This window comes from Bacillus cereus group sp. BfR-BA-01349 (genome assembly GCF_022663795.1).
Taxonomy (GTDB): domain Bacteria; phylum Bacillota; class Bacilli; order Bacillales; family Bacillaceae_G; genus Bacillus_A; species Bacillus_A cereus.
Genome location: NZ_JAKUGE010000025.1, coordinates 24428 through 36847 on the forward strand (window position 1 = coordinate 24428; position 12420 = coordinate 36847).

Genomic DNA, 12420 nt, shown 5'->3' on the forward strand with positions numbered 1-12420 from the left:
AAACTGTATCTAAACGTACAATTTCACTTCTTCTATTTTCATGAATATGTATAATTACATAAAATTTCAAAGAAAAAGAGAGTATACTTTCATATTGTGTAATAAAGATAAAGCCCGCCTACGGAAATAGGCGGGCTTTTTTTACTTATGAAGAAAAGACAACCTTTAAGGTGTCTTCCTTTTGAAATCTAGGTTGTCCAGTTTGTTTTACTTTGGTGCAATAGCAATATTGTTTGGAATAAAGTTTCACCATATTGCTATTAAACTAAAATATTAAGATTGCACTTAAACGAAATTTATAGCATCGAAGTTCATTTTGGAGGGGGGAATGTAATACTACATTTTTAAAGTATTCGTTACACTTGAACCTCTGCACATTGCGTAGAGCTTTTTTCATGAAGAAAGGACACTCACGTGAGTGTCCTTTCGATAGTTTTTAGCAGAAGCAAGCAGCTCCAACGATGATTAATAAAATAAATAATACAACTAATAAAGCAAATCCTCCAGCGAAGCCACAGCCGCCACAACTACCACCAAAGCCCATAACAGTTCCTCCTTTTAATAAGAGGGGAAAACCAAGGGGTCACTCATGTGTTTTAACGGATTCCATTTACTTTATGCTTTTATGAATGAATGGAGCAGGTCCTTTTTAAAATAGATTTATACCGCTATTTGTCGGGTAGTAAGACCCGGATTGGTGAGGGCTGATTAAAGTTTCGTTTTATTCTTTAAGAGCGAATAAATGAAAAATAAAATATCTAATAATATAGATAGAAATCCGCTTTTATACCTTTCATTAAAATAATACTAGCATTATATATTATAAGGAATACTTGTCCTTAATTGTAAATGAAAGGGGGGAATTGATATGAGCTATGGCTATGGTCATCCTCCTGGAAGATGTCATAAACATCACAATGAAACTTTGTCAACGGGTGTATTACGTAGACATTCCGCTACGTTATTTCTTACTGTTGAAGCTATGAATGTTGATCCAGATGATACTCGTAGAGTAACAGTTGAAATGTTTGATTGGTCATCAGGTTCTCCGGTATTGTTACCATTAATAGACCCTTCAACACAAACATTGCCACCTAATCGATATGTTACTTTTCGTTCAGCAGCTCTTCCTCCAGCACTTTTTGCTTATGAAGTAAGAATCATTCGTCCGAAAGATAGAGATGTTGTTACGAATGTTTTTGGTCTTAGTGCAATCATATTTAACCCACAAGAAGGAAACAATGTTTTACAACATGATTTAGCAAAATTAGACCTTAAATAGATTTTATAAAGGTCTATTTATTGAGCATGATTAAAAAAAGAGTAGGATGTAATCCTACTTTTTTTAACGTTAACTAGAATTTTAAAAGAAATCCTTCATTATTTTAGCATCTTTAATATTCACTATCACACCTTCTACCTTATCTTTCTTCTCATCTTTAGCAATCGTAATTTGCTCCTTATTATCAGCCCACACAAGAAATTCTTCTTTTGAGTCATCTTTATATGTAACAGTAATAGTAGAATGTGCAGATTCTCTCTTTTTTTGATCTAAAGTGATTGTTTTAGGTGTTCCATTTTGAACTGCTGAAACGATAGATTGTATCATTTTTTCATTATCTGTTTGAGATTTGGAAGTAGTATGATTTGTTGTTTTCAGTATTTCAATGTCTGTAATATTAGCGGAATTTAATTGAAAGGTATTTTGTGTATGTTCTTGCTTAACTTGTGAAGCTTTATCTGTAGCCGAGGTACTTGTACAACCTATTAAGGTGAAAGATAAAGCGGTTAGAGCGCATATAGATATGATTTTTTTCATAGTATCCCTCCTCAAGTTTAATTATAAAAATTTTCTGTTGATTTAGGTAGTTATTGTAAGGAGAAGATGTTTTAAAGAGGTAAATGATGATGTTCATTCTCTATTAAAATCAAAATTCACATAACTTTTTTCATATTTTATGTTTAACATTTCGAAAATGGGTGTACTACATATAATATAACAAATAATTCATTTTAAAGGAGGAAGTTAAAGATGGAAACGAAGTATAGTAAACCTTTTGTATATGAATTTATTACGGAGAAAGAGGTCATGAATGCGGCGAATGATCTAGTGAAGAAAGGGATAGACCAAAAAGATATTTACGTATTAACACATGAGAAAGAGAGGACAGATAGAATCGCAGACAATGCAGACGTGAATACAATTGGGATAAAAGAGGAGGGACTTGGGACAAGCATTATTAACGTCTTTCAAAACACAGGAGATCAGTTAAGAAATAAGATGCAAGAGTTAGGGCTTAATGAGGAAGAGGCGAACTTCTACGAAGAAAAGCTGGATGAAGGAAAAATCTTGTTATTCGTTAAGGATTTAGAAAGAGTCGGTGAATGGTTACAAGAAAGAAGATGCATGTATTCTATTTAAATTTGTATCCTGTAAATCTATAAATCTATTACGAAAAGGAGATTGTAAATATGAGTGAGAACGGACTAAAAGAACAAGTTAAAGGTAAAGTTGAAAAGAAAAAAGGACAAGTAAAAGAAGGAATTGGTGAAGTTACAGAAGATAGAGAGTTGAAAAATGAAGGGAAGTGGGAAAAAACGAAGGGAACGATAAAAGAAAAAGTCGGAAAAGTGAAACAAAAGATAAGTGATGAATTGGATAATAAAGAATAATATATGTTCATCAAGCTTTGGTTACATACTAAAGCTTGATGAATCCAATATAAAACGAATATAGGAGGTTTAATTGTGGGACTTATTATTACGTGTATTGTAGGTGGACTTATTGGTGCGTTAGCTGGAATGATTACAGGAAAAGACTTTCCGTTAGGTATAGTTGGTAACGTGATTGCCGGATTAATCGGATCTTGGGTAGGTAGTGCGTTATTTGGTCATTGGGGTCCTGAATGGGGAGGCATCTTTATTCTTCCAGCTTTATTAGGTGCAATCGTCTTTATTTTAATCGTTACATTCTTCTCTAGAATGCTGCGGAAAGCGTAAGTATGATAATGAATAGTAATCTTAAGTTTATTATATATAGCTATAAAGTTAATGAACTGATAAATATACATAAAAAAGCATCCGATTAAAATAATTGGATGTTTTTTTATGTAATCTGCATAGAAATGAGCGGGGGATGAAGGCCCCCGCTTATTAAAATTACACTTTCTATCATATGCCTTTCGAGAGGACTCCCACTTCTAAACGTAAGTGAAGGTGGTGAGGTGAATCGAAAGAAATATTTTATTTTCAAGAAAACAAAAGAAACATACGTTCTGTTTTTGCTATAATATCCTTAACAAGGAGGTGAATAAAATGACAAAGGAAAATCCGTCAAACTATAAAACTCTTCAAATTTGGATTAAAAAAGGGCATCGTATGTATTCTTATTTTCAAGAATGTTGTCATAACGCTAAGAACATGTACAACACCACAAACTTTTATATACGCCAGGTGTACACTGGATTAACACAAGAAAAAGAGTTGCAGCCTTTGCAAAAAGAAGTTCTGGATAATATTCATAAAAATATTGGTAAGATGAATGACACACAACGTCTTGCCTATCAGAAGAAATTGGAAAAAGAGAAATTAAAGCCTAAAGAAGAACAGAAAGAGATTACATGTAATTTGTTTTCAGAACCTAATTTTGAAAACCTTATGTAGATTACAACTTTCTAGATGCACTATTTAAGGCTATGATTCAAAATGATTATCGAGCTTTGCCTACGCAATGTAGCCAGTCAATCATGAAAGGTTTGTTCCAAAATTGGAAATCTTTTTTTGCTAGTTTAAAAGACTATAAAAAGAATCCAAACAAATATGCTGGAATGCCTAGGATTCCAAAGTATATTCGTTCTTCTGAAAAAGAGATTCTGTATACAAACCAAGATTGCATCATTAAAAACGATAGATTTTTAAAGTTTTCAAAGACGAAATTGCAATTAAATATTGGGAAATTAGGTTTCACTGAAGGTAAACTGAAACAAGTTCGTGTGATTCCAAAATACAATGAATATGTAGTGGAATTGGTAATTGATGTTCCTTCTGAACAACAAATGATTGAAGAGAATGCTCGTTATATGAGTATTGATTTAGGTATTGATAACCTTGCAACCATCGTAACAAACACAGGTATAAAACCTGTCCTTGTTAAGGGCAAACATATCAAAAGCATAAATCAATATTACAATAAAATGAAGAGTCATTTTACAAGCATTCTTAGAAATGGAAAACAAACGAATGAAGGACCTTTTACTTCTAAAAGGATAGAAAAACTTCATCAAAAACGTTACTTGAAAATAAAAGACGTCTTCCATAAAGTTAGTCACCGTATTGTAAAACTAGCTCAAGAAGAAGAAGTTTGTAAAATCGTTATTGGTCAAAACAAAAGCTGGAAACAAAAAATGAATATGGGAAAAAGAAATAACCAATCGTTTTGTCATATCCCACATAGTTTACTGATTCAAATGATTACATACAAAGCAAATGCTGTAGGCATTCAAGTTGTTGTAACTGAAGAATCATATACATCGAAAGCAAGTTTTCTGGATAACGACTTCATTCCAACGTATGGAGAAAATGACCAAAATACAACTTTTTCAGGAAAACGAATAAAGCGCGGCATATATCGTTCAGCAAATAAAACTTTAATTAATGCAGATGTAAATGCTGCGGCTAACATTTTACGAAAAGTAATCCCAAATGCATGGACAAATGGGATAGAGGGGTTAGGCGTGAAACAGCTCGCTAATGTGTTAACTCCCCTGACGTTAATCGTCCGTTAGGTCGAAACGTTAGAAACCCCCACTTCAAGCTTTGCTAAGTGGGGGAGTGTTCATTATGTATTAAACCATCGTTACTTTTTCACAATTATTTATCCTTACGACCTGCCTCGGTTCTATATGAGATAAGTCTTCGCTATTACCGATATCTACTACAATTGTATTCGTTAGTATGTTAATAATGGAACCAATTAATTTTGTAGCATGATCGTGTCGATAAGAAAATTGAACAAAATCTCCCTTTTTAAAGTTGTGCTCTTCCATAGATAGATCCCCCTAAAAATAATGTTTATACATTATACATACACAAAATTATAAGTTTTAAACATTTATTAGTACGATTTAAGTGTTAAGCCGAGAAAGGTGTAGAAAATTTATTTATAATGAAAATAAAAAAATATGTTTAAAATTAATTTTTATGGGTAATTAAATAGTAAGAGTTTGAGATAAGGGGGCGGAAATGATGAATTTGGCAATAAATATTTTGCAAAATGATGTAGGTTATACAGTACAACTTAATGGTGAAATTGATGCATATACGGCATCAGATTTGAAAAATAAGATTATGCCTATTGCAAGCGAAAAAGAGGTTCATATTGTAGTAGATTTTACTGAGGTAGAGTATATGGATAGTACAGGTTTAGGCGTGTTTATAGCTCTATTAAAAGCAATTAAGAAAAATGATGGAAAGCTAGAGTTTATTGGTGTATCTAAAAGACTAAAAAGATTATTCGATATCACAGGACTAACAGAAATATTAAATTTGAATTCCGATTTTGAAAAAGTAGAAAGAAGGTGACTAGGGATGATGGAGAGATTTGAAAAGATAGAAATGAAAATTCCTGCAAAAGCAGAATATGTGGCTATTATTCGTTTAACAATGGCTGGTGTTGCGAATCGAATGGGCTTTGCTTATGACGATATAGAAGATATGAAAATTGCTATTAGTGAAGCATGTACAAACATTGTACAACATGCATATAAAGAAGACGTTGGAGAAATTACAATTGTCTTTGGCTTATATGAAGATCGATTAGAAATTATGGCTGCGGATAATGGAGTTAGCTTTGATTTTAATAGCTTAAAAAGTAAAGTTGGTCCGTATGATATTAATAAATCAGTAGAGCATTTGCCAGAAAATGGTTTAGGTTTATATTTAATCAATACGTTAATGGATGATATACAAATTATGCATGATGAGGGCATGACAGTTTTAATGACAAAATATATACAAAGAGAGCAGGTGGAGAATGATGGAAATCCAATCTCAACCTACAAATCTTACTAAAGAAGACGTTATTAAACTAATTGCAGACTTCCAACAAAACCAATGTGATGAAGCACAGGAAAGATTGGTTAATCACTATAAAAATCTTGTATACTCCATTGCATATCGCTATTCAAAAGGTGGGCCGATGCATGAAGATATTATACAAGTAGGAATGATAGGGCTCTTAGGTGCAATAAGAAGGTATGATTATTCGATAGGGAATGCTTTTGAGCCGTTTGCAATACCTACAATAGTAGGCGAAATAAAGAAATATTTACGTGATAAAACTTGGGGTATTCACGTTCCAAGGCGAATTAAAGATTTAGGCGGGAAGATTAGACTTGCGATAGAGGAGCTAACAGATCGTTTGCAGCGTTCACCGAAGATTATAGAGATTGCAGATCATTTAGGACTATCCGAAGAGGAAGTGCTAGAAATTATGGATGCGAAAAATAATTATCGCGTATCTTCCTTAGATGATGTAGTTGAAAATTCATCTGATGGCAGTTCGGTAGCGAGGATTGAATCTGTAGGTGAAGTAGAGCAAGGATATGAAGAGACAGAAAGGCGTCTCGTTTTAAAGGATATTTTTAACGTATTAAATGAGACAGAAAAGAGTGTTATTCATTATATATTTGGAGAAAATTTAAATCAAAAAGATACAGGGGAACGGTTAGGTATTTCACAAATGCACGTTTCTCGTATTAAAAGACAAGCGATAAGTAAATTGAAGCAAGCAGCGTTTTTAGATACATAAAAATTTTAAAGAGCTATGTTTAAAACATGAGAAAAGGGGTAGTTATTAAGTATAGGAGGAGATATAAAAATGTCACACGATGTGAAAGAACTAATCGAAGGATTGAATGAAGATTTAGCAGGAGAATACTCAGCAATTATTATGTATAACCATAATGCAGCTACAGTTTCTGGTATATATAGACAAGTGTTAAAACCTTTCTTTGAATCTGAAATTAGTGATGAACAAGGACATGCCCTATATTTAGCGGAGAAAATTAAGACGTTAGGTGGTACACCTACTACAATCCCTTTACCAGTGAAACAAGTAGAAGATGTTCGAGAAATGTTAGAATCCGCTAGACAATCAGAATATGAAACAATTAAGCGTTATGAAATGAGAAAAGAACAGGCAGCGAAATTAAATATGACAGAGTTAGTTGTAAAACTAGAAGATAGGATTGCAGATGAAACTAATCATATGGAAGAATTAGATCGTCTTTTAAATGATAAAGCAATGGTGTTAAATTAAAAGTAGAAATTTATAGAGTGAAAGAACAAATTCCTATTTCTAGGGGTTTGTTCTTTTGTTGTATAAATATGTTTGAGTAAGAAATTTTCATTTTGTAACTGATTATGTAATACTAGAAAAATAGAAAATGATAATAGATTTACATTTTAAATAAGAAAAGGGGAAATAACTTGTGTCCATTTTAATTGTTGATGATAATCCGGTTAACATATTTGTAATTGAGAAGATTTTAAAACAAGCCGGATATCATGATCTTGTATCACTCAATTCTGCACAAGAGCTCTTCGAATACATACATTTTGGAAAAGATTCTTCCAGGCATAATGAAATTGATTTAATACTATTAGATATTATGATGCCTGAAATTGATGGACTTGAAGTTTGTAGGCGATTACAAAAAGAGGAGAAGTTTAAAGATATCCCTATTATTTTTGTTACAGCTTTAGAGGATGCCAATAAATTGGCCGAAGCTCTTGATATGGGGGCAATGGATTATATTACGAAACCTATAAATAAAGTTGAACTATTAGCACGTATGCGTGTAGCGTTACGCTTGAAATCGGAATTAAATTGGCATAAAGAACAAGAAGAAAATCTTCGGAATGAACTAGATTTAGCTACGCAAGTACAAAGAAATTTATTAAGTAGCCCATTAAGAGAAAATCATATAAAAATTGAAGCAAGCTATTTACCTTCATTCAAACTAGCTGGAGATATGTATTATTGGTATAAAATCGATGAAAACCGCTACGGTATTATATTATTAGACGTGATGGGGCATGGTATATCTGCTTCATTAGTTTGTATGTTTATTTCGTCTGTATTACGTGAAACGATTAAATCTTTAATCGATCCAGAACTCGTCATTAAAGACTTAAATAAATATATGACTCTTTTACATAATGAGAATGACAATATTCCATATTATTTTACAACGATATACTTAGTAGTGGATACAGAAAAGAGAACAATTGAATATGTAAATGCAGGACATCCTGCTGGATACGTTTTAGTTGATGAAACAAATATGGTTGAACTGAATCGCGGGAGTTGCGCGGTAGGATTTTTTGATGAAATAAAAGTTAAAAAGACAGTTATACCTTTTGAGAAGAACGCTCAAATCATATTGTTTACAGATGGTGTTCTTGAAGCGATTGCAAATGATGAATTTGAGTCTGAAGAGAAATTACGTGCTTTTACAAAAAGGAAATGGGGAGATTTAGAAGAAGAGATAGAAGGGTTTTATAAGGAAGAACAGAAGAAAGAACAATCAGATGATATGTGCCTCATTATGATACAAACGAATGCGAAATAAAAAGCGTATGAAATCCAAATAAGGATTTCATACGCTTTTATTGTATTTTTTGATAGATTTGTTCGTTCGGATTAAATTGGATATAATGCGGCATTATATCGGAAAAACGAAGAGTTTCTTTATTTCCTAAACATAGGAATCCGTTGTGACCTAAACTTTCATAAAATAGTTGCTGTACTTGGTTTTGAAGTTTACTCGTAAAGTAAATTAAAACGTTACGGCAAAGTATAATATGAAATTCGTTAAAAGATTGATCAGTTACTAAATTATGCTGTGCAAAAATAATGTTTTGTAACAGTGATGGATTAAAATAAGCAAAACGATTATCTGTTGAATAATAGTTAGAAAATGCTTGTGTACCGCCAGCTTGTAAATAGTTTTTCGTATAAGTTTGCATTTTATTTAACGGAAGGATACCTTGTTTTGCTTTTTCTAACACATTTGTATTCATATCTGTTGCGTAAATAACAGCTTTTTCACTTAATCCTTCTTCGTGAAGTAAGATGGACATGGATAATACTTCTTCACCAGTTGCGCATCCGGCGTGCCAAATTCTAATTTCAGGATACTTTTTTAATTCAGGAATGACATGCTCTCTTAGCGCTTTAAAAAAATTAGGGTTACGAAACATTTCAGTTACGTTAATGGAGAAATCATTTAATAACTGTTCTAAAAACCCTTCCTCATGAATTACTTTTTCAATTAACTTTGAAATGGTTGGAATATTAGAGATCTGCATTCTATTACAAATTCTTCTATAAATAGATGTGCGAGCATATTGGCGAAAATCGAAGCCAGATAGTTTAAATACCGCTTCCAATAGTAATTCAATTTCTAAGTTCATGCGCTTATCCATATCTACAGATGGATCAAAATTATAATACTTATTTTCCACTCCAACTAAACCTCACTTATTTTATTAACCATACACTCATTACCGAATAGAGTTGATGTAAATTTAATGGTTTACTTATATAATCTGAAGCGCCAGCAGATAAACATTTCTCTTTATCATTTGGCATTGCTTTCGCAGTTAATGCGATAATAGGTATTTCACTTAACCCTAAGTTCATTCGGATATGTTCCATCGTTTCATAACCGTCCATATTCGGCATCATAATATCCATTAAAATAAGGTCAATATTTGTATTGTTTTTTAGTATGTCTAAACACTCTATGCCGTTTTGGGCAGTAATAATGTTGGCATGCTGTTTTTTTAATGCATTTTGTAATGCAAATATATTTCGGTGATCATCATCGACAATTAAAATAGTTTTCTCTTGGAAGACGTTATTTGTTTCGGTAGTAACGATAGTTTCCTCCACAACTTCAGCAGGAATAACATCTTCTATCGTTGCTGCAACTTCTAAATTGGATACTTGTATATCAGTTAATCCATTTGGAAGGTTAGGAATATATACAGTGAAAGTACTGCCTTCTCCTACATGACTCTCTAACGTAATCCAACCACCTAACAGTCTAGCAAACTCTTTACAAATAGATAATCCTAAGCCTGTACCACCATATTTTCGAATCGTTGCACCATCTGCCTGTTGAAAGGCTTCGAAAATAAGTTGATGCTGTTCTTTAGAGATACCAATACCAGTATCTTTTACCGAAATTTTCATCCAATCATTACTTATAGACTGCATATCATGACTCAAATTACTTATTTCTATTGAATCGAAATGTAAAGAAACGGATCCTTTTTCGGTGAATTTAAATGCATTGGATAATAAGTTTTTAATAATTTGCTCAATCCGTTTTGCATCTGTATAAAACAAATCCGGAATGGTGTCACTGTCTTTAATCGTAAATTCGACATTTTTTTGTGCAGCGATATGTAAGAAGTTTTGATGCATACTTGCTGCCATATCACTTATATTCGTTGCTTCGAAAATCACATCTAGTTTCCCAGCTTCTACTTTCGATAAATCAAGTATGTCATTAATTAAAGTAAGTAAATCTTTTCCTGATGAATGAATGACAGTTGCTAATTCAATTTCATCGTCGGATAAATGATTATCATGATTTTCTTTTAACATTTCAGATAATAGTAAAATACTATTTAACGGTGTTCGTAATTCATGTGACATATTTGCTAGAAATTCTGATTTGTATTTTGAGCTACGTAATAACTCACTTGCTTTTTCTTCTAATTCTGATTTAGTAATTTGTAAGTCAGCTGTCTTTTGCTCCGCCTCTTCCGTTCTAGACTCTAGTTGTTCATTCGTTGTTCGTAATTCTTCGGCTTGCATTTGTAGTTCTTCAGCTTGCGTTTGTAATTCTTCTGATTGAACTTGCAGCTCTTCTGTCATTGCTTGTGATTCATGTAAAAGGGTTTGAATTCGCATACGTCCCATAATGCTATGGATTGTTAAACCTAGATTATCAACGGTTTGTTGAATTAATTCTTGATGTAAGTCTGAAATCTCAGTTACACTTACTAACTCCATCACTGCGATCACTTCATCTTCAAATAAGATAGGGATGACTAGTAGGTTTTTAGGGCGTATTTCTAATAATCCGCTAGTAACATAACGAAATTCTTCTGGTATTTCTCGAAGAATAAAGCTTTGTTTTTCTAAAGCACATTGCCCAATTAAGCCTTCACCCATTTTAATGGACTGTTTTCCAACATCAGGACCTTGACCGGCGAAAGAAGCTTTTTTCACATAGTAGACAGTTTCTTCAATTTCTTCACGTACATAAAATGCACCGCAAGAAGTTTGCGTTTTTTGTATCATTCCACTAAGAATTTTGTTACCTAACATCTCAATAGAAGATACACCTTGATACATTAAAATTAATTCTGCAAGCTCAGTTTGCAACCACTCTCTTTTCGATATTTCGTCTAGTAAATGGTTCGTTGTATGAGCCAAATCTTTTATTTCATCATGGCTGTTCACATGAATTCTTTCCGTAATTTTTTCTTTAGAAGAAATGGATTTAATAACTTGAATTACATTTTTAATCGTTTTTGTAATGGAATTCGAAATATAGAGTGAAATGATAATGGAAATACAAGAAAGTAAGAACAATAAGCTGTATAACCAAATCTCTAATTTATTATTTTCAGTATCTAATTGTGCAGCTCTTTTTTTCGTTAGTTGCTCCTCTACACTACGGAAGTTAGTTAGTTGCGATTGTAATGATTGAATTTGAGTCGTGTCGATTGCTTGTACGTTATTACTATTGTGATTCGTAATGAATGGGTGAATCTCTTTATTAACCCAATTATTAATGTTTTCATTAATCTGTTTTAATTTTTCTTGCTGAGAAGGGTTATCCTCTAATAGAGCTAAAAGATTTTGATAATGTTTTTCGTAATCCTTTTCCGCAGCGTTAAGGGATTGAACGTAATTTGCATCATTAGAAGTGATAAATCCTTTCGCTTTATTTTCAATTGTTAGTAAATCTTTCTCCACTTGATTCGTTAAATTAAGAACTTTAAAATCGTGATCAATAATAAAATTACGAGATTTTTGTAAACTGGAAATCCCATTGTTTAACATAATGAAAGAAATAAGTAAGAACAAAATGATAACTAAATAACCAGCCATAATTTTGTAACGAATACTAAATTTTGCTTTCGATTTCATTAGAAATTCCTACCTTCAAGATTATTAAAAGTTTTCAATCGTAAAGAATGAAAACGTAATATATATTATATCAGTTTTCGTAAGACCAAACTAGAAATCCCCCTATTGTATTAGGGGGCTCGTTTTTCATAGAGGAAATCATTTTGAAATATAAAACTATATATGAAAAGTAACAATCGAGGGAA

14 protein-coding genes and 1 pseudogene are annotated in these 12420 nt (G+C 32.3%); 10 read left to right on the plus strand and 5 right to left on the minus strand.

Annotation, left to right across the window (positions count from 1 at the left end; genetic code table 11):
* Positions 1-436: 436 nt before the first annotated feature.
* Complete coding sequence (locus tag MR169_RS15195; protein WP_000505670.1) at positions 437-544, minus strand: YjcZ family sporulation protein; 108 nt, start codon at positions 542-544, stop codon at positions 437-439.
* Positions 545-868: 324 nt separating this feature from the next.
* On the opposite strand from MR169_RS15195, the gene MR169_RS15200 reads away from it, so the two are divergent.
* On the plus strand, positions 869-1282 hold the full coding sequence (locus MR169_RS15200) for a hypothetical protein (protein ID WP_000120203.1): 414 nt from the start codon (positions 869-871) through the stop codon (positions 1280-1282).
* Between the two features lie 81 nt (positions 1283-1363).
* On the opposite strand, the gene MR169_RS15205 is transcribed toward MR169_RS15200, so the two are convergent.
* Positions 1364-1819 carry a hypothetical protein gene (locus MR169_RS15205; protein ID WP_000720862.1) on the minus strand — a complete coding sequence of 152 codons (456 nt, stop codon included), beginning with the start codon at positions 1817-1819 and terminating at the stop codon, positions 1364-1366.
* Positions 1820-2032: 213 nt separating this feature from the next.
* Between MR169_RS15205 and MR169_RS15210 the strand changes: the two genes are divergently transcribed.
* From MR169_RS15210 to MR169_RS15225, 4 genes and pseudogenes are all read left to right on the plus strand, one after another.
* A complete protein-coding gene (locus MR169_RS15210) occupies positions 2033-2422 on the plus strand; it encodes a YflT domain-containing protein (protein ID WP_000448812.1) in 390 nt (129 codons plus the stop codon).
* Between the two features lie 50 nt (positions 2423-2472).
* Positions 2473-2673: a CsbD family protein gene (locus MR169_RS15215; RefSeq protein ID WP_001293468.1), complete on the plus strand. Its 201-nt coding sequence runs from the start codon at positions 2473-2475 to the stop codon at positions 2671-2673.
* Positions 2674-2748: 75 nt separating this feature from the next.
* The gene (locus MR169_RS15220; RefSeq protein WP_000522902.1) at positions 2749-3000 is read left to right on the plus strand and encodes a GlsB/YeaQ/YmgE family stress response membrane protein; all 252 of its coding nucleotides are present in this window, start codon (positions 2749-2751) and stop codon (positions 2998-3000) included.
* 315 nt (positions 3001-3315) lie between these two features.
* Positions 3316-4784, plus strand: a pseudogene (locus MR169_RS15225) (RNA-guided endonuclease InsQ/TnpB family protein).
* 60 nt (positions 4785-4844) lie between these two features.
* Here MR169_RS15225 and MR169_RS15230 read toward each other — a convergent pair.
* On the minus strand, positions 4845-5045 hold the full coding sequence (locus tag MR169_RS15230) for a methyltransferase (RefSeq protein ID WP_000390990.1): 201 nt from the start codon (positions 5043-5045) through the stop codon (positions 4845-4847).
* A 196-nt stretch (positions 5046-5241) separates the two neighbouring features.
* Between MR169_RS15230 and rsbV the strand changes: the two genes are divergently transcribed.
* The 5 genes from rsbV (at position 5242) to MR169_RS15255 (ending at position 8633) form a co-directional block, all read left to right on the plus strand.
* Positions 5242-5580 (plus strand): anti sigma b factor antagonist RsbV, encoded by a 339-nt coding sequence (gene rsbV / locus MR169_RS15235; protein ID WP_001999229.1) that lies wholly within the window; start codon positions 5242-5244, stop codon positions 5578-5580.
* Between the two features lie 6 nt (positions 5581-5586).
* The gene (gene rsbW / locus MR169_RS15240; RefSeq protein WP_001999230.1) at positions 5587-6069 is read left to right on the plus strand and encodes an anti-sigma B factor RsbW; all 483 of its coding nucleotides are present in this window, start codon (positions 5587-5589) and stop codon (positions 6067-6069) included.
* The gene (sigB, locus tag MR169_RS15245) at positions 6032-6808 is read left to right on the plus strand and encodes an RNA polymerase sigma factor SigB (protein WP_033682779.1); all 777 of its coding nucleotides are present in this window, start codon (positions 6032-6034) and stop codon (positions 6806-6808) included. Before rsbW ends, sigB begins: the two co-directional genes overlap by 38 nt.
* Positions 6809-6877: 69 nt before the next feature.
* Complete coding sequence (locus tag MR169_RS15250) at positions 6878-7318, plus strand: ferritin-like domain-containing protein (RefSeq protein ID WP_242319624.1); 441 nt, start codon at positions 6878-6880, stop codon at positions 7316-7318.
* Positions 7319-7490: 172 nt separating this feature from the next.
* Positions 7491-8633, plus strand: a complete 1143-nt coding sequence (locus MR169_RS15255) for a fused response regulator/phosphatase (protein ID WP_000025506.1) — start codon at positions 7491-7493, stop codon at positions 8631-8633.
* A 37-nt stretch (positions 8634-8670) separates the two neighbouring features.
* Here the strand turns inward: MR169_RS15255 and MR169_RS15260 are convergent, their stop codons facing one another.
* Positions 8671-9528 (minus strand): CheR family methyltransferase, encoded by an 858-nt coding sequence (locus MR169_RS15260; RefSeq protein WP_000429024.1) that lies wholly within the window; start codon positions 9526-9528, stop codon positions 8671-8673.
* Between the two features lie 16 nt (positions 9529-9544).
* A complete protein-coding gene (locus MR169_RS15265) occupies positions 9545-12235 on the minus strand; it encodes an ATP-binding protein (protein ID WP_000836709.1) in 2691 nt (896 codons plus the stop codon).
* Between the last annotated feature and the right edge of the window lie 185 nt (positions 12236-12420).

Coding starts and splice junctions, on each gene's coding strand:
- MR169_RS15195 (WP_000505670.1), bottom strand. CDS start 544: ATGGGCTTTGGTGGTAGTTGTGGCGGCTGTGGCTTCGCTGGAGGATTT.
- MR169_RS15200 (WP_000120203.1), top strand. CDS start 869: ATGAGCTATGGCTATGGTCATCCTCCTGGAAGATGTCATAAACATCAC.
- MR169_RS15205 (WP_000720862.1), bottom strand. CDS start 1,819: ATGAAAAAAATCATATCTATATGCGCTCTAACCGCTTTATCTTTCACC.
- MR169_RS15210 (WP_000448812.1), top strand. CDS start 2,033: ATGGAAACGAAGTATAGTAAACCTTTTGTATATGAATTTATTACGGAG.
- MR169_RS15215 (WP_001293468.1), top strand. CDS start 2,473: ATGAGTGAGAACGGACTAAAAGAACAAGTTAAAGGTAAAGTTGAAAAG.
- MR169_RS15230 (WP_000390990.1), bottom strand. CDS start 5,045: ATGGAAGAGCACAACTTTAAAAAGGGAGATTTTGTTCAATTTTCTTAT.
- rsbV (WP_001999229.1), top strand. CDS start 5,242: ATGATGAATTTGGCAATAAATATTTTGCAAAATGATGTAGGTTATACA.
- rsbW (WP_001999230.1), top strand. CDS start 5,587: ATGATGGAGAGATTTGAAAAGATAGAAATGAAAATTCCTGCAAAAGCA.
- sigB (WP_033682779.1), top strand. CDS start 6,032: ATGATGGAAATCCAATCTCAACCTACAAATCTTACTAAAGAAGACGTT.
- MR169_RS15250 (WP_242319624.1), top strand. CDS start 6,878: ATGTCACACGATGTGAAAGAACTAATCGAAGGATTGAATGAAGATTTA.
- MR169_RS15265 (WP_000836709.1), bottom strand. CDS start 12,235: ATGAAATCGAAAGCAAAATTTAGTATTCGTTACAAAATTATGGCTGGT.